The 17,312-nt window shown below is 58.1% G+C and carries 13 protein-coding genes; 12 read left to right on the top strand and 1 reads right to left on the bottom strand.

Annotated elements, in window-relative coordinates; translation table 11 throughout:
• Positions 1 to 127: 127 nt before the first annotated feature.
• Together AACU78_RS15880 and AACU78_RS15875 are read left to right on the top strand one after the other, a co-directional pair.
• Positions 128 to 439 (top strand): DUF485 domain-containing protein, encoded by a 312-nt coding sequence (locus AACU78_RS15880; RefSeq protein ID WP_106576745.1) that lies wholly within the window; start codon positions 128 to 130, stop codon positions 437 to 439.
• A complete protein-coding gene (locus tag AACU78_RS15875) occupies positions 436 to 2,094 on the top strand; it encodes a cation acetate symporter (protein ID WP_106576744.1) in 1,659 nt (552 codons plus the stop codon). The genes AACU78_RS15880 and AACU78_RS15875 overlap by 4 nt, the downstream gene beginning before the upstream one ends.
• Positions 2,095 to 2,429: 335 nt before the next feature.
• On the opposite strand, the gene gltA is transcribed toward AACU78_RS15875, so the two are convergent.
• On the bottom strand, positions 2,430 to 3,719 hold the full coding sequence (gltA, locus tag AACU78_RS15870) for a citrate synthase (RefSeq protein WP_078047629.1): 1,290 nt from the start codon (positions 3,717 to 3,719) through the stop codon (positions 2,430 to 2,432).
• A 364-nt stretch (positions 3,720 to 4,083) separates the two neighbouring features.
• Between gltA and sdhC the strand changes: the two genes are divergently transcribed.
• From sdhC to brnQ, 10 genes are all read left to right on the top strand, one after another.
• A complete protein-coding gene (gene sdhC / locus AACU78_RS15865; protein ID WP_106576743.1) occupies positions 4,084 to 4,458 on the top strand; it encodes a succinate dehydrogenase, cytochrome b556 subunit in 375 nt (124 codons plus the stop codon).
• Positions 4,452 to 4,820 (top strand): succinate dehydrogenase, hydrophobic membrane anchor protein, encoded by a 369-nt coding sequence (gene sdhD, locus AACU78_RS15860; RefSeq protein ID WP_003172805.1) that lies wholly within the window; start codon positions 4,452 to 4,454, stop codon positions 4,818 to 4,820. The genes sdhC and sdhD overlap by 7 nt, the downstream gene beginning before the upstream one ends.
• Positions 4,821 to 4,823: 3 nt before the next feature.
• Positions 4,824 to 6,596 carry a succinate dehydrogenase flavoprotein subunit gene (sdhA, locus tag AACU78_RS15855; RefSeq protein ID WP_106576742.1) on the top strand — a complete coding sequence of 591 codons (1,773 nt, stop codon included), beginning with the start codon at positions 4,824 to 4,826 and terminating at the stop codon, positions 6,594 to 6,596.
• 11 nt (positions 6,597 to 6,607) lie between these two features.
• On the top strand, positions 6,608 to 7,312 hold the full coding sequence (locus AACU78_RS15850; RefSeq protein ID WP_003172807.1) for a succinate dehydrogenase iron-sulfur subunit: 705 nt from the start codon (positions 6,608 to 6,610) through the stop codon (positions 7,310 to 7,312).
• Positions 7,313 to 7,573: 261 nt separating this feature from the next.
• Positions 7,574 to 10,405, top strand: a complete 2,832-nt coding sequence (locus AACU78_RS15845; RefSeq protein ID WP_106576741.1) for a 2-oxoglutarate dehydrogenase E1 component — start codon at positions 7,574 to 7,576, stop codon at positions 10,403 to 10,405.
• Positions 10,406 to 10,449: 44 nt separating this feature from the next.
• Entirely contained in the window at positions 10,450 to 11,682 is a 1,233-nt protein-coding gene (gene odhB / locus AACU78_RS15840) for a 2-oxoglutarate dehydrogenase complex dihydrolipoyllysine-residue succinyltransferase (RefSeq protein WP_106576740.1), read from the top strand.
• A 99-nt stretch (positions 11,683 to 11,781) separates the two neighbouring features.
• Entirely contained in the window at positions 11,782 to 13,218 is a 1,437-nt protein-coding gene (gene lpdA, locus AACU78_RS15835) for a dihydrolipoyl dehydrogenase (RefSeq protein ID WP_106576739.1), read from the top strand.
• A gap of 202 nt (positions 13,219 to 13,420) precedes the next feature.
• Positions 13,421 to 14,587 (top strand): ADP-forming succinate--CoA ligase subunit beta, encoded by a 1,167-nt coding sequence (gene sucC, locus AACU78_RS15830; RefSeq protein ID WP_003233235.1) that lies wholly within the window; start codon positions 13,421 to 13,423, stop codon positions 14,585 to 14,587.
• Complete coding sequence (gene sucD, locus AACU78_RS15825) at positions 14,587 to 15,468, top strand: succinate--CoA ligase subunit alpha (protein ID WP_003172813.1); 882 nt, start codon at positions 14,587 to 14,589, stop codon at positions 15,466 to 15,468. Before sucC ends, sucD begins: the two co-directional genes overlap by 1 nt.
• A 418-nt stretch (positions 15,469 to 15,886) precedes the next feature.
• Positions 15,887 to 17,200 (top strand): branched-chain amino acid transport system II carrier protein, encoded by a 1,314-nt coding sequence (gene brnQ, locus AACU78_RS15820; protein WP_106576738.1) that lies wholly within the window; start codon positions 15,887 to 15,889, stop codon positions 17,198 to 17,200.
• The last annotated feature ends 112 nt before the right edge of the window (positions 17,201 to 17,312 follow it).

Raw genomic sequence — 17,312 nt, 5'->3', positions numbered from 1 at the left:
AATCAGTTCAAAGTTGGCGCCAACGCTAATGTCGTTCTAATACTAAGGTCGTCTGGAACCTGTTCTGCAGCCGCATACAGTGGATACGTTCCAATAATAAAAAAGCTGTGCTGCGAGGATAAAAACAATGAACGACAGCATTTACCTCTCGATTCAAAACAGCCCGCGTTTCAAGGAGCTGGTGAGAAAAAGGGAAAGGTTCGCCTGGATTCTCTCGGCGATCATGCTAGGGCTTTACTCCGCTTTCATCCTGTTGATTGCCTACGGGCCACAAGTGCTGGGGGCCAAGCTCAGTCCCGGTTCCTCGATTACCTGGGGAATCCCGATCGGGGTCGGGCTGATTGTGTCGGCCTTCATTCTTACCGGCATCTACGTACGGCGCGCCAACGGCGAATTCGACGACCTGAACAATGCGATTCTCAAGGAGGCTGCGCAATGATCCGGCGTTTATTGGCTGTAGGTGGCGCTTCGATCTTCGCGCCCGCCGTTTGGGCAGCGGATGCCTTGACCGGTGAAGTGCATAAGCAACCGCTGAATATCGCAGCGATCCTGATGTTCGTGGCGTTTGTCGGCGCAACGCTGTGCATCACCTACTGGGCGTCCAAGCGCAACAAATCGGCGGCTGACTACTATGCGGCCGGCGGCAAGATTACCGGCTTCCAAAACGGCCTGGCGATTGCGGGCGACTATATGTCGGCAGCGTCTTTCCTGGGTATTTCCGCGCTGGTGTTCACTTCCGGCTACGACGGCCTGATCTATTCGATCGGCTTCCTGGTGGGCTGGCCGATCATTCTGTTCCTGATCGCCGAGCGCCTGCGTAACCTGGGCAAGTACACCTTTGCCGACGTGGCGTCCTATCGCCTCGGGCAAACCCAGATCCGCAGCCTGTCGGCCTGTGGCTCGCTGGTGGTGGTGGCGTTCTACCTGATCGCGCAGATGGTTGGCGCGGGCAAGCTGATCCAACTGCTGTTCGGCCTGGATTACCACGTGGCGGTGATTCTGGTGGGCATCCTGATGTGCCTGTATGTGTTGTTCGGCGGCATGCTGGCGACCACCTGGGTGCAGATCATCAAGGCAGTGCTGCTGCTGTCCGGTGCCTCGTTCATGGCGCTGATGGTGATGAAGCACGTCAACTTCGACTTCAACACGCTGTTTGCCGAGGCGATCAAGGTTCACCCTAAAGGTGAAGCGATCATGAGCCCGGGCGGCCTGGTGAAAGACCCGATCTCGGCGTTCTCCCTCGGGCTGGCGCTGATGTTCGGTACTGCTGGCCTGCCGCACATCCTGATGCGCTTCTTCACCGTAAGCGACGCCAAGGAAGCGCGTAAGAGCGTGCTGTATGCCACCGGCTTCATCGGTTACTTCTACATCCTGACCTTTATCATCGGCTTTGGCGCGATCCTGCTGGTCAGCACCAACCCGGCGTTCAAGGACGCGGCAGGCGCCTTGCTTGGCGGCAACAACATGGCGGCGGTGCATTTGGCCAACGCGGTGGGCGGCAGTATTTTCCTGGGCTTCATCTCGGCCGTGGCGTTTGCCACCATTCTGGCAGTGGTTGCCGGCTTGACCCTGGCGGGTGCTTCGGCGGTGTCCCACGACCTGTATGCCAGCGTGATCAAGAAGGGCAAGGCCAACGAGAAGGATGAGATTCGCGTGTCGAAGATCACCACCATCGCCCTGGCGGTGCTGGCAATCGGCTTGGGTATCTTGTTCGAGAGCCAGAACATTGCGTTCATGGTCGGCCTGGCGTTCTCCATTGCCGCCAGCTGTAACTTCCCGGTGCTGCTGCTTTCCATGTACTGGAAAAACCTCACCACCCGTGGCGCGATGATTGGCGGCTGGCTGGGCTTGATCAGTGCCGTTGGCCTGATGATCCTCGGCCCGACCATCTGGGTGTCGATCCTGCACCACGAGAAAGCTATCTTCCCGTACGAATACCCGGCGCTGTTCTCGATGATCATTGCGTTCATCGGCATCTGGTTCTTCTCCATCACCGACAAGTCGGCGGCGGCAGAGAAAGAGCGTGCGCTGTACTTCCCGCAGTTTGTGCGTTCACAAACGGGCCTGGGGGCGAGTGGGGCGGTTAACCACTAAGCGTCGTAACAGTTACAAAAAAAGCCCCGGTCGCGAGATCGGGGCTTTTTTTTGCTTTTATTGGTAACGGATTTCACAAAACTGTTTCTCAAGTCTGGCATCAATAAAAAGCAGATAGTTGATCGTTCCCACGCAGAGCGTGCGAGCGATAAGTCGGTGGCTGGGGTTTCTGGGGTGTTTTGGCTGGCCTCATCGCGGGCGAGCCCGGCTCCTACCTTTGAAATGCATTCTCCCGTGGGAGCTGGCTTGCCTGCGATGGCGCCGGGCCTGGCGACACAAACAAAAACGGCCTCCACAAAGGAGGCCGTTTTCAGTACAGCTAAGCGCTTGATGGCTTACTTGCGGTCTTCCAGCTTGGTGATGTCACGCGACTCGTAGCCGGTGTACAGCTGGCGCGGGCGGCCAATCTTGTACGGGCTGGAGAGCATTTCTTTCCAGTGGGAGATCCAGCCCACGGTCCGCGCCAGGGCGAAGATCACGGTGAACATGCTGGTTGGAATGCCGATCGCCTTGAGAATGATCCCCGAGTAGAAGTCGACGTTCGGGTACAGCGAGCGCTCGATGAAGTACGGATCGGTCAGCGCGATCTCTTCCAGGCGCATGGCCAGTTCGAGTTGCGGATCGTTCTTGATGCCCAGCTCCTTCAACACTTCGTCGCAGGTCTGCTTCATCACGGTGGCGCGCGGGTCACGGTTCTTGTAGACGCGGTGACCGAAGCCCATCAGCTTGAACGGATCGTTCTTGTCCTTGGCCTTGGCGATGAACTTGTCGATGTTCGAGACATCGCCGATTTCATCGAGCATGGTCAATACGGCTTCGTTCGCACCGCCGTGGGCAGGGCCCCAGAGTGCGGCGATACCGGCGGCGATACAGGCGAACGGGTTGGCACCCGAGGAGCCTGCCAGGCGTACGGTGGAGGTGGAGGCGTTCTGCTCGTGGTCGGCGTGGAGGATGAAGATCCGGTCCATGGCCTTGGCGAGTGTGGGGCTGATCGGTTTGATCTCGCACGGGGTGTTGAACATCATGTGCAGGAAGTTTTCCGCGTACGTCAGGTCGTTGCGCGGGTACATCATGGGTTGACCCATGGAGTACTTGTAAACCATTGCGGCCAGGGTTGGCATCTTGGCAACCAGGCGGATCGCGGAGATTTCGCGATGCTGCGGGTTATTGATGTCCAGGGAGTCGTGATAGAAGGCCGACAGGGCGCCAACCACGCCGCACATCACGGCCATCGGGTGGGCGTCGCGACGGAAGCCGTTGAAGAAGGTCTTCAACTGCTCGTGAACCATGGTGTGGTTCTTCACGGTGCTGACGAACTGGGCTTTTTGCTCGGCTGTTGGCAATTCGCCATTTAGCAGCAGGTAGCAGGTTTCGAGATAGTCCGATTGCTCGGCCAGCTGCTCGATCGGGTAGCCCCGGTGCAGCAGAATGCCATTGTCGCCGTCGATATAGGTGATCTTCGACTCGCAAGAGGCGGTCGACATGAAGCCTGGGTCGAAAGTGAAACGGCCCGTGGCCGTCAGGCCCCGTACGTCGATAACATCGGGACCAACGGTGCCGGTTAAAATGGGCAGCTCGACGGGGGCTGCGCCCTCGATGATCAACTGCGCTTTTTTGTCAGCCATGTGGCCTCCTATTTATGCTTCAAATCATCAGACAGACCCCCCACGCAGGGCCCGCACCACTATAGTGAGATAAATTCAGATGTCAATTTGCCTAAAGTCTTGCTCCAGAAGGCTTTAACCGTACTTTTTCGTCGAAATTGACTGCCATTTACGCCTTTTATCCCGCCAGCGCAATCAGCTATTAGGGTGAGGAGCGCGCGTTGTCATTAGTAACCTAACTGTCTATACTCGGCCACCGACCGCCAAGGGCTTTTGGGCTTGCTTTCATTGGGGGTCGCACTCCCTGGGTGGTGCTTACCTGACCAGTGCACTCCCCAACAACTTTGCCCTGATTGTTAGGGGCTCTTCAGTGTGAAAAAAAGCCGTGAATAGCCAACGACCTGTAAACCTAGACCTAAGGACCATCAAACTCCCCATCACCGGCGTTACGTCGTTCCTGCACCGTGTTTCCGGCATCATCCTGTTCCTGGGCTTGGGCATCATGCTTTATGCATTGAGCAAATCCCTGGGTTCCGAGGAAGGTTTTGCCGAGGTGAAGGCATGCTTGACCAGCCCGCTGGCCAAGTTCGTAGCATGGGGCCTCCTGTCCGCTCTGCTTTATCATCTGGTAGCCGGCGTGCGCCACTTGATCATGGATATGGGCATCGGTGAGACGCTGGAAGGCGGCCGCCTGGGCTCGAAAATCATCATCGCCATTTCCGTGGTGCTGATCGTTCTGGCAGGAGTTTGGATATGGTAACCAGCGTTACGAACCTTTCGCGTTCAGGCCTCTATGACTGGATGGCGCAGCGTGTGTCTGCGGTCGTTCTCGCGGCTTATTTCATTTTCCTGATCGGATACCTCGTCGCAAACCCGGGCATTGGCTATGAGCAATGGCACGGCCTGTTTTCCCACAATGCGATGCGAATCTTCAGTCTGCTGGCACTTGTAGCTCTGGGCGCTCACGCCTGGGTCGGCATGTGGACCATCGCGACTGACTACCTGACGCCGATGGCGCTGGGCAAGTCCGCGACTGCAGTCCGTTTCCTCTTCCAGGCAGTATGCGGCGTCGCGATGTTCGCTTACTTCGTCTGGGGTGTGCAGATTCTTTGGGGTATCTGATTCATGGCTAACATTCCAACTATTTCCTTCGACGCCATCATTATTGGTGGCGGCGGTGCTGGCATGCGCGCAGCGCTGCAGCTGGCCCAGGGCGGTCACAAGACTGCTGTGATCACCAAAGTGTTCCCAACGCGTTCCCACACCGTATCGGCCCAGGGTGGCATCACCTGCGCCATCGCGTCCGCCGACCCGAACGATGACTGGCGCTGGCACATGTACGATACCGTCAAGGGTTCCGACTACATCGGTGACCAGGACGCTATCGAATACATGTGTCAGGAAGGCCCGGCCGCCGTGTTCGAGCTGGACCACATGGGTCTGCCGTTCTCGCGTACCGAGCAGGGTCGTATCTACCAGCGTCCATTCGGCGGCCAGTCGAAGGATTACGGTAAAGGCGGCCAGGCTGCCCGTACGTGTGCTGCGTCCGACCGTACCGGTCACGCGCTGCTGCACACCCTGTATCAGGGCAACCTGAAAGCCGGCACCACGTTCCTGAACGAGTACTACGCGGTTGACCTGGTGAAAAACGCTGACGGCGCATTCGTCGGTGTGATCGCCATCTGCATCGAAACCGGTGAAACCTCCTACATCCGCGCCAAGGCTACCGTTCTGGCGACTGGCGGTGCAGGCCGTATCTACGCATCGACCACCAATGCCCTGATCAACACCGGTGACGGCGTTGGCATGGCACTGCGTGCAGGCGTACCGGTGCAAGACATCGAAATGTGGCAGTTCCACCCAACCGGCATTGCCGGCGCCGGCGTACTGGTAACTGAAGGTTGCCGTGGTGAAGGTGGCTACCTGATCAACAAGAACGGCGAGCGCTTCATGGAGCGTTATGCTCCGAACGCGAAAGACCTTGCCGGTCGTGACGTTGTAGCCCGTTCGATGGTCAAGGAAATCATTGCCGGTAACGGCTGTGGCCCTAATGGCGACCACGTACTGCTCAAGCTCGATCACCTGGGCGAAGAAGTACTGCACAGCCGCCTGCCGGGTATCTGTGAGCTGTCCAAGACCTTTGCTCACGTTGACCCGGTGGTTGCTCCGGTTCCGGTTGTTCCGACTTGCCACTACATGATGGGCGGCGTGCCGACCAACATTCATGGTCAGGCGATCACTCAGAACGCCGACGGCGTGGACGAGATCATTCACGGCCTGTTCGCGGTAGGCGAAGTGGCGTGCGTATCGGTTCACGGCGCCAACCGCCTGGGCGGCAACTCGCTGCTCGACCTGGTGGTATTCGGTCGTGCTGCCGGCCTGCACCTCGAGAAGGCATTGACCGACGGCATCGAATACGATGACGCGACCGACGCCAACATCGAAACTGCCCTGGCGCGTCTGAACGCTCTGAACGAGCGTACCGATGGCGAAGACGTGGCAACCCTGCGTCGCGAGCTGCAAAACTGCATGCAGAACTACTTCGGTGTATTCCGTACCGGCGAATACATGCAGAAGGGTATTGCCCAGCTGGCCGATCTGCGCAAGCGCATCGCCAACGTCAAGATCAACGATAAGAGCCAGGCGTTCAACACCGCTCGTATCGAAGCCCTTGAGCTGCAAAACCTGTTGGAAGTGGCTGAAGCGACTGCGATCGCCGCCGAGGTTCGTAAGGAATCCCGTGGTGCTCACGCTCGTGAAGACTTTGAAGACCGCGACGACGAGAACTGGTTGTGCCACACCCTGTACTTCCCGGGTGACAAGCGCGTGACCAAGCGTGCCGTGAACTTCTCGCCGAAAACGGTTCCGACGTTTGAACCGAAGATTCGGACTTACTAAGGGTGGCTGCCATGTTGAAAGTCAGTGTTTATCGCTACAACCCTGATCAGGACGCTGCGCCGTTCATGCAGGAATTCCAGGTTGATACCGGTGGTAAAGACCTGATGGTGCTGGACGTACTGGCCCTGATCAAAGAGCAGGACGAGGGTTTCTCCTATCGTCGCTCTTGCCGTGAAGGTGTGTGCGGTTCCGACGGCATGAACATCAACGGCAAAAACGGCCTGGCGTGCATCACGCCGCTGTCTGCCGTCGTGAAAGGCAACAAGCTGATCGTTCGTCCTCTGCCAGGTTTGCCGGTTATCCGTGACCTGGTCGTCGATATGAGCATCTTCTACAAGCAATACGAGAAAGTTAAGCCGTTCCTGCAGAACGACACGCCGGCTCCGGCCATCGAGCGTCTGCAATCCCCGGAAGAGCGTGAAAAGCTCGACGGTCTGTACGAGTGCATCCTGTGCGCTTGCTGCTCGACTTCGTGCCCGTCCTTCTGGTGGAACCCGGACAAGTTCCTGGGTCCAGCTGCCCTGCTGCAAGCGTATCGCTTCCTGGCAGACAGCCGTGACACCAAGACGTCCGAGCGTCTGGCTTCACTGGATGACCCGTTCAGCGTATTCCGCTGCCGCGGGATCATGAACTGCGTCAACGTATGTCCCAAAGGCCTGAACCCGACTAAGGCCATTGGTCACATCCGTAACATGCTGCTGCAAAGCGGCGTGTAACCGACGTTGTAACAAAGCAGGACCGTTGTGCCCGTAAATGCTACGGCGCAGGCTTCAACCGGCGCCGTAGTTTTAACTTGAGCAGCGACTTACAAAGCCGCGGCTCTTATTTTGAAGAAATGAGACAAGCAGGGGCATTCGGGTTGGTACCCGAACTATCAGCGTGATCCTAAGTGGCTTGTTTTGGTCGCTGCACTTGGCCTTTTGCAAGCAAACTCGGTGTTTTCGCCGGTGGTGTCCCCAAATCGAGGGTGACCAAGCATGCAAGAAAGCGTGATGCAGCGCATGTGGAACAGCGGCTATCTTTCAGGTGGTAACGCTGCCTATGTGGAAGAGCTTTATGAGCTCTACCTGCACGACCCTAACGCTGTGCCAGAAGAATGGCGCACCAAATTTCAGACGTTGTCTTCAGACGGCAACGCTGCCACCGATGTATCGCACGCAACAATTCGCGATCAGTTTGTGCTGCTGGCAAAGAACCAGCGCCGCGCTCAGCCGGTTTCCGCCGGGAGCGTGAGCAGCGAGCACGAGAAGAAGCAAGTTGAAGTACTGCGACTGATCCAGGCTTACCGGATGCGTGGCCACCAGGCGGCCCAGCTTGACCCGCTGGGGCTCTGGCAGCGTCCTGCACCTGCTGACCTGTCGATCAATCATTACGGCTTGACCAATGCCGATCTTGATACGACCTTCCGTGCCGGCGACCTGTTCATCGGCAAAGAGGAAGCGAGCCTACGCGAAATTCACGAAGCGTTGCAGCAGACATATTGCCGCACCATCGGCGCTGAATTTACGCACATCACCGATTCCGAGCAGCGCCACTGGTTCCAGCATCGTCTGGAAGGTGTGCGTGGCCGTCCGGTTTTGTCTGCCGACGTACGCAGCCACTTGCTGGAGCGCGTGACCGCAGCCGAAGGCCTCGAGAAATACCTGGGTACCAAATACCCGGGCACCAAACGTTTCGGCCTGGAAGGCGGCGAAAGCCTGATTCCAATGCTCGATGAGCTGATCCAGCGTTCCGGTTCCTACGGCACCAAGGAAATCGTGATCGGCATGGCTCACCGTGGTCGCCTGAACGTGTTGGTTAACACCTTCGGCAAGAACCCGCGCGAGCTGTTCGACGAGTTCGAAGGCAAGAAGAAGGTCGAGCTGGGTTCCGGTGACGTTAAATACCACCAGGGCTTCTCGTCCAACGTGATGACCACCGGCGGTGAAGTTCACCTGGCCATGGCCTTCAACCCATCCCACCTGGAAATCGTTTCTCCAGTGGTCGAGGGTTCGGTACGTGCTCGCCAGGATCGTCGCAACGATTCCACCGGTGAAAAGGTTCTGCCGATTTCCATCCACGGTGACGCGGCATTCGCCGGTCAAGGCGTGGTTCTGGAAACGTTCCAGATGTCGCAGACGCGCGGCTTCAAGACTGGCGGTACGGTTCACATCGTCATCAACAACCAGGTGGGTTTCACCATCAGCAACCCGCTGGACGCGCGCTCTACCGAGTACGCCACCGACGTTGCCAAGATGATCCAGGCGCCGATCCTCCATGTGAATGGTGATGATCCGGAAGCCGTGCTGTTCGTGACCCAACTGGCCATCGACTACCGCATGCAGTTCAAGCGTGACGTGGTGATCGACCTGGTCTGCTACCGTCGTCGCGGTCACAACGAAGCGGATGAGCCTAGCGGCACCCAGCCGTTGATGTACCAGCAAATCACCAAGCAGCGCACCACCCGTGAGCTGTACGCCGAAAGCCTGATCAAGGCCGGTGTGGTTGACGACGCGCGTGTTCAGGCGAAGATCGATGAATACCGCAACGCGCTGGACAACGGTCTGCACGTAGTAAAAAGCCTGGTTAAAGAGCCGAACAAAGAGTTGTTCGTTGACTGGCGTCCGTACCTGGGCCACGCCTGGACTGCGCGTCACGACACCTCGTTCGATCTGAAAACCCTGCAGGAACTGTCCGCCAAGCTGCTGGAAATTCCAGATGGCTTCGTGGTGCAGCGCCAGGTTGCGAAGATCTACGAAGACCGTCAGAAGATGCAAGCCGGCGGCCTGCCGATCAACTGGGGTTACGCTGAAACCATGGCGTACGCGACCCTGGCGTTCGAAGGTCACCCGATCCGCATGACCGGCCAGGACATCGGCCGCGGTACGTTCTCGCACCGCCACGCGGTATTGCACAACCAGAAAGACGCGGGCACCTACATCCCGTTGCAGAACCTGTACGAAGGCCAGCCACGTTTCGACCTGTACGATTCGTTCCTGTCCGAAGAAGCCGTACTGGCGTTCGAATACGGTTACTCGACCACCACGCCAAACGCGCTGGTGATCTGGGAAGCCCAGTTCGGCGACTTCGCCAACGGTGCCCAGGTGGTTATCGACCAGTTCATCACCAGCGGCGAGCACAAGTGGGGCCGTCTGTGCGGTCTGACCATGCTGCTGCCACACGGTTATGAAGGTCAGGGTCCGGAGCACTCTTCGGCCCGTCTGGAGCGTTACCTGCAGCTGTGCGCCGAGCACAACATCCAGGTGTGCGTGCCGACCACTCCGGCCCAGATCTACCACTTGCTGCGTCGCCAGGTGATCCGCCCGCTGCGCAAGCCGCTGGTAGTGCTGACCCCGAAATCGCTGTTGCGTCACAAATTGGCCATCTCGACCCTGGAAGATCTGGCCGACGGTTCGTTCCAGACCGTGATTCCAGAAATCGACACCCTGGACGCGGCCAAGGTCACTCGCCTGATCCTGTGCAGCGGCAAGGTTTACTACGACTTGCTGGAAAAACGCCGTGCCGAAGGCCGCGAAGACATCGCCATTGTGCGTATCGAGCAGCTTTACCCGTTCCCGGAAGACGACCTGATGGAGGCCATCGCGCCTTACACCAACCTCACCAACGTGGTGTGGTGTCAGGAAGAACCGATGAACCAGGGCGCGTGGTACAGCAGTCAGCATCACTTGCGTCGCAGCATCGGTAACCACAAAACAGGCCTTGGCCTTGAGTATGCCGGTCGTGATGCTTCTGCTGCACCTGCGTGTGGTTATGCGTCGATGCACGCCGAGCAGCAGGAAAAACTGCTGCAAGATGCTTTCACTGTTTAACGCCTTCGCGCTGACTGAAACCGAATTTTAAGGACCCACAGATAATGGCTATCGAAATCAAAGCCCCGTCATTCCCGGAATCGGTTGCCGATGGCACCGTTGCCACCTGGCACAAGAAACCAGGCGACGCCGTAAAGCGTGACGACCTGATCGTCGACATCGAGACCGACAAAGTCGTTCTGGAAGTGTTGGCTGAGGCTGACGGCGTACTGGGCGCAATCGTTGCCGAAGAAGGCGCTACCGTTCTGTCGAACCAGATCCTGGGCTCGATTGAAGAGGGCGGCGCTGCTGCTCCTGCTCCAGCCGCTGCCCCAGCCGCTGCTGCTGCACCGGCTGCTTCGGCTCCAGCTGCACCGGCTGCTGCTGGCGAAGATCCAATCGCTGCACCGGCTGCGCGTCAGCTGGCTGAAGAGAACGGCATCAACCTGGCGTCCATCAAGGGCACCGGCAAAGACGGCCGTGTCACCAAGGAAGACGTGGTGGCTGCAGTTGAAGCCAAGAAAAACGCTCCAGCTGCCGCACCTGCCAAGGCTGCTGCCCCGGCTGCCGCTGCGCCTGTGTTCGCCGCTGGCGACCGCACCGAGAAGCGTGTACCGATGACTCGCGTACGTGCCACCGTGGCCAAGCGTCTGGTCGAAGCACAGTCGAACATGGCGATGCTGACCACCTTCAACGAAGTCGACATGACCGAAGTCATGGCCCTGCGCTCGAAGTACAAGGACCTGTTCGAGAAGTCCCACAATGGCGTGCGCCTGGGCTTCATGTCGTTCTTCGTGAAAGCGGCCACCGAAGCGCTGAAACGCTTCCCGGCAGTCAACGCTTCGATCGACGGCAGCGACATCGTTTACCACGGCTATGCAGACATCGGCGTTGCCGTGTCCAGCGACCGTGGCCTGGTGGTACCGGTTCTGCGTAACGCCGAACTGATGAGCCTGGCTGAAATCGAAGGCGGCATCGCCGGCTTCGGCAAGAAAGCCCGTGACGGCAAGCTGACCATCGACGAGATGACCGGTGGTACCTTCACCATCACCAACGGTGGTACCTTCGGTTCGATGATGTCGACCCCGATCGTCAACCCGCCACAAGCTGCGATCCTGGGCATGCACAACATCATCCAGCGTCCGATGGCCATCAACGGCCAAGTCGTGATCCGCCCAATGATGTACCTGGCACTGTCTTACGATCACCGCCTGATCGATGGTAAAGAAGCCGTGACTTTCCTGGTGACCATCAAGAACCTGCTGGAAGACCCGGCTCGTCTGCTGCTGGACATTTAAAGACGCAGCGGCAAGTTGCGAGCTACAAGCTGTAGGAAAAAGCAGCTTGGCTTGCGGCTTGTCGCTTGAAGCTTGTCGCTGAATAGAGGAACTATTTTCATGTCGCAGAAATTTGACGTTGTAGTGATTGGTGCAGGTCCTGGCGGCTACGTTGCCGCCATCAAGGCCGCACAACTGGGCCTCTCGACTGCTTGCATCGAAAAATACACCGACAAGGAAGGCAAACTGGCGCTGGGCGGTACTTGCCTGAACGTAGGTTGCATTCCTTCCAAGGCGCTGCTGGACAGCTCCTGGAAATTCCACGAAGCCCAGAGCGGTTTCGCGATCCACGGCATCAACCATGCTGGCGTGACCATGGACGTGCCAGCAATGGTCGGCCGTAAAGCCAATATCGTTAAAGGCCTGACTTCCGGCGTTGCCACCCTGTTCAAGGCCAACGGCGTTACGTCCCTGCAAGGTCACGGCAAACTGCTGGCCGGCAAGAAAGTTGAAATCACCAAGCCGGACGGTTCGGTAGAAGTCATCGAAGCCGAGAACGTGATCCTGGCTCCAGGCTCGCGTCCAATCGACATTCCACCGGCTCCAGTTGACCAGAACGTGATCGTTGATTCGACCGGCGCCCTGGAATTCCAAACTGTTCCAAAGCGTCTGGGCGTGATCGGCGCTGGCGTCATCGGTCTGGAGCTGGGTTCGGTATGGTCCCGCCTGGGTTCTGAAGTCACCGTTCTGGAAGCCCTGGACACGTTCCTGCTGGCTGCCGACACCGCGGTGTCCAAAGAAGCGCTGAAAACCCTGACCAAACAAGGTCTGGACATCAAGCTGGGCGCCCGTGTTACCGGTTCCAAGGTCAACGGCGAAGAAGTCGTAGTGACCTACACCGATAAAGAAGGCGAGCAGACCATCACCTTCGACAAGCTGATCGTAGCCGTTGGTCGCCGTCCAGTGACCACCGACTTGCTGGCTTCCGACAGCGGCGTGAACATCGACGAGCGTGGTTTCATCCACGTTGACGATCACTGCGCTACCACCGTGCCTGGCGTGTACGCCATCGGCGACGTGGTGCGCGGCATGATGCTGGCGCACAAGGCTTCCGAAGAAGGCATCATGGTTGTCGAGCGCATCAAGGGTCACAAAACCCAGATGAACTACGACCTGATCCCGTCGGTTATCTACACCCACCCGGAAATTGCATGGGTCGGCAAGAACGAACAGCAGTTGAAAGCTGAAGGCGTTGAAGTTAACGTCGGCACCTTCCCGTTTGCCGCTTCTGGCCGTGCCATGGCAGCCAACGACACCGGTGGTTTTGTCAAAGTCATCGCTGATGCCAAGACTGACCGCGTATTGGGCGTCCACGTGATTGGCCCGAGCGCTGCAGAACTGGTTCAGCAAGGCGCGATCGGTATGGAATTCGGCACCAGCGCCGAGGACCTGGGCATGATGGTCTTCTCCCATCCGACCCTGTCCGAAGCGTTGCATGAAGCCGCGTTGGCTGTGAATGGCGGCGCCATCCACATCGCCAACAAGAAGAAGCGCTAAGCGAGATAATAAGAAACCACGGCGGTTGCCCGTCGTGAGCCTTGCGCGCAAGACTCACCGCGGAATATCCGCTGGACGCAGTCTTGCGCAGCTTTACGGGCGTTAAGCCCTGGAAGTTGTGCAAGCAGCAGTCACAGGTGGCGCGGCACTCATAATGAGCGCAGCGCCGAATGCGCAGTACCTAACGAAGACGGTAAAAAGCATGAATCTTCACGAGTATCAGGGTAAGCAGCTGTTCGCTGAATACGGCCTGCCAGTATCCAAGGGTTACGCAGTAGACACCCCGGAAGCAGCAGCAGAAGCTTGCGACAAAATCGGTGGTACCGAGTGGGTTGTCAAAGCCCAGGTCCACGCTGGTGGTCGCGGTAAAGCGGGCGGCGTTAAGCTGGTTCGCAGCAAAGAAGACGCCAAGGCCTTCGCACAGCAGTGGCTGGGCAAGCGTCTGGTGACTTACCAGACTGATGCCAATGGCCAACCAGTCACCAAGATCCTGGTTGAATCGTGCACTGATATCGCTAAAGAGCTGTACCTGGGCGCTGTCGTTGACCGTTCGAGCCGTCGCATCGTGTTCATGGCTTCCACCGAAGGTGGCGTGGACATCGAGAAGATCGCTCACGAAACCCCAGAAAAAATTCTGAAAGCCACTATCGATCCACTGGTTGGCGCTCAGCCATTCCAAGGTCGCGAGCTGGCTTTCCAGCTGGGCCTGGAAGGCAAGCAAGTTGCCCAGTTCGCCAAGATCTTCGTAGGTCTGGCCAAACTGTTCCAGGATCACGATCTCGCCCTGCTGGAAGTGAACCCGCTGGTGATCAAGGCTGACGGCGATCTGCACTGCCTCGACGCCAAGATCAACATCGACGCTAACGCCATGTACCGTCAGCCTAAGCTGAAGACTTTCCACGATCCGTCGCAAGACGATCCGCGCGAAGCGCACGCTGCCAAGTTCGAACTGAACTACGTAGCGCTGGAAGGTAACATCGGTTGCATGGTCAACGGTGCTGGCCTGGCCATGGGTACCATGGACATCGTCAACCTGCATGGCGGCAAACCAGCCAACTTCCTCGACGTGGGCGGCGGTGCTACCAAAGAACGCGTGACCGAAGCGTTCAAGATCATCCTGTCCGACTCCAACGTCGCTGCAGTATTGGTTAACATCTTCGGCGGCATCGTTCGTTGCGACATGATTGCCGAAGGCATCATCGGTGCAGTGAAAGAAGTCGGCGTTAAAATCCCGGTTGTTGTTCGCCTTGAAGGTAACAACGCTGAACTGGGCGCTAAAGTACTGGCAGAAAGCGGTTTGAACATCATCGCGGCTACCAGCCTGACCGACGCTGCTCAACAAGTTGTCAAAGCTGCGGAGGGCAAATAATGAGCGTCCTGATCAATAAAGACACCAAAGTTATCTGCCAGGGTATTACCGGTTCGCAAGGTAGTTTCCACACCCAGCAAGCCATCGAATACGGCACCAAGATGGTTGGCGGCGTAACGCCGGGCAAAGGCGGCACCGAGCACCTGGGTCTGCCAGTGTTCAACACCGTGAAAGACGCTGTAGCTGCCACTGGCGCCACCGCCAGCGTGATCTACGTTCCAGCTCCTTTCTGCAAGGATTCCATCCTGGAAGCAGCATTCGGCGGCATCAAGCTGATCGTTTGCATCACCGAAGGCATTCCTACCCTGGACATGCTGGACGCTAAAGTTAAGTGCGACGAGCTGGGCGTAGTCCTGATCGGCCCTAACTGCCCAGGCGTGATCACCCCAGGCGAATGCAAGATCGGCATCATGCCAGGTCACATTCACTTGCCAGGCAAGGTCGGTATCGTTTCGCGTTCCGGCACCCTGACCTACGAAGCTGTGAAGCAAACTACTGACGCCGGTTTCGGTCAGTCGACTTGCGTCGGCATCGGCGGTGACCCGATCCCAGGCTCGAACTTCATCGACATCCTGAAGCTGTTCCAGGAAGACCCGAAGACCGAAGCGATCGTGATGATCGGTGAGATCGGCGGTTCGGCTGAAGAAGAAGCGGCTGCCTACATCAAGGCACACGTGACCAAGCCGGTTGTTTCCTACATCGCTGGTGTGACTGCCCCTGCGGGCAAGCGCATGGGCCATGCTGGCGCAATCATCTCTGGCGGCAAAGGCACTGCAGACGAGAAATTCGCTGCACTGCAAGACGCAGGCGTTAAAACCGTGCGTTCGCTGGCAGACATCGGCAAAGCCCTGGCTGAGCTGACGGGTTGGGCTGTCAAGTAAGCCTCGCGCTTAGCTGACGCTTCACCCACACAAAGGCCACCTTCGGGTGGCCTTTGTGCGTTCTAAAGATTGTTGAAGATCAAAATGTGCGAGCGGGCTTGCTCGCGAATGCGCAGGATCAGTCGGGAAATTGGGTACTGACAGACCGTATTCGCGAGCAAGTCCGCTCCCACATTGTTCTGTATTAACAACGTTAAGTATGAAAACGCGACATTTGGATGTCGCTTATCGGACAGTTCGCCCCGCAACAGTGCGTTTGTCAGCCCAATTCTGTACTCTAGCCGCCTCTTTATGCGTCCGCATCCCAAAAGGAAGCCGCGCGCCAGACCGGTCGGTCCCCATAAGGACCGGCAGCAGTTCCCTCATCCACAGGGAATCCCTCTCTAAATTCCGATTCAGTAGTGTGGTATTTCCTCAAATGAAAGTGTTGAAAAGCCAGGATATCCTGGCGTTAGGCTTTATGACTTTTGCCCTGTTCGTGGGCGCCGGCAACATCATTTTCCCGCCTATCGTTGGTTTGCAGTCCGGGCCTCACGTCTGGATGGCAGCGCTGGGCTTCCTGATCACCGCGGTCGGTCTGCCGGTGGTCACCGTCATCGCCCTGGCCAAGGTCGGCGGCGGTATGGACGCGTTGAGCAGCCCGATCGGCAAGATCGCCGGCGGCCTGCTCGCGGCGGCGGCATACCTGGCGGTAGGGCCGCTGTTCGCCACCCCGCGTACCGCCACCGTTTCGTTTGAAGTGGGCCTGGCGCCGCTGACTGGCGAAAGCCCGCTGGCGCTGTTCCTCTACAGCTCGGTGTATTTCCTGGTGGTGTTCTTCGTGTCCCTGTACCCGGGCCGCCTGCTGGACACTGTCGGTCGCTTCCTGGCACCACTGAAAATCATCGCCCTGGCCATTCTGGGCATCGCTGCATTTGCCCTGCCGGCCGGTGATGTCGGCGTGGCGACACCGGAATACGTGGCCGCACCGTTCTCCCAAGGCTTCATCAATGGTTACCTGACCATGGATACCCTGGGCGCGCTGGTGTTCGGGATCGTCATCGTCAATGCCATCCGTTCCCGTGGCGTCGAATCCCCACAGCTGATCACCCGCTACGCAATCATTGCCGGGTTGATTGCCGGCGTGGGCCTGGCGCTGGTGTACGTCAGCCTGTTCCGCCTGGGCTCGGGCAGCCATGCCGTGGCCGCCGGTGCGAGCAACGGTGCGGCGGTGCTGCACGCATACGTGCAACACACGTTCGGCTCTCTGGGCAGCGGCTTCCTCGCCGTGTTGATCTCCCTGGCGTGCCTGGTCACCGCTGTGGGCCTGACCTGCGCGTGTGCCGAGTACTTCAGCAAAATCCTGCCGCTGTCCTACAAGACGCTGGTAGTGATCCTGGCGCTGTTCTCGCTGTTTGTGTCCAACCTGGGCCTGACCAAGCTAATCGCCTTCTCGATTCCGGTGCTTACCGCAATCTACCCGCCGTGCATCGTGCTGGTGGCCCTGAGCTTCTGCAAAGACTTCTGGTTGGAGCAGGGCCGTATCGTTGGCCCGGTAATGCTGGTGTCGTTCATCTTTGGTTGCATCGATGCGCTTAAGGGCGCAGGCCTGGCTGATTGGTTGCCTGCCCAGCTGGCGCACCTGCCGCTGAGCGAGCAAGGCCTGGCATGGCTGGTGCCGTCGGTGATGACGCTGGTCGTTGCATTTGTGGTTGATCGCATGCTCGGCAAGCGTAGCGAAGCCATCGCGTAAAGAGCGGTTTCACGCGGCATCGAAATGCCCCGTATCAATCGATACGGGGCATTTTTTATGCCTGTGAGACTACTCCCCTCTAAGGTTGAAGCACGGTCAGTGTGGGAGCTCG

The organism is Pseudomonas sp. R9.37, assembly GCF_963878885.1.
Classification (GTDB): domain Bacteria; phylum Pseudomonadota; class Gammaproteobacteria; order Pseudomonadales; family Pseudomonadaceae; genus Aquipseudomonas.
Note: the sequence above shows the minus strand (reverse complement) of the source record. Positions and strands in the feature narration are given on the sequence as shown.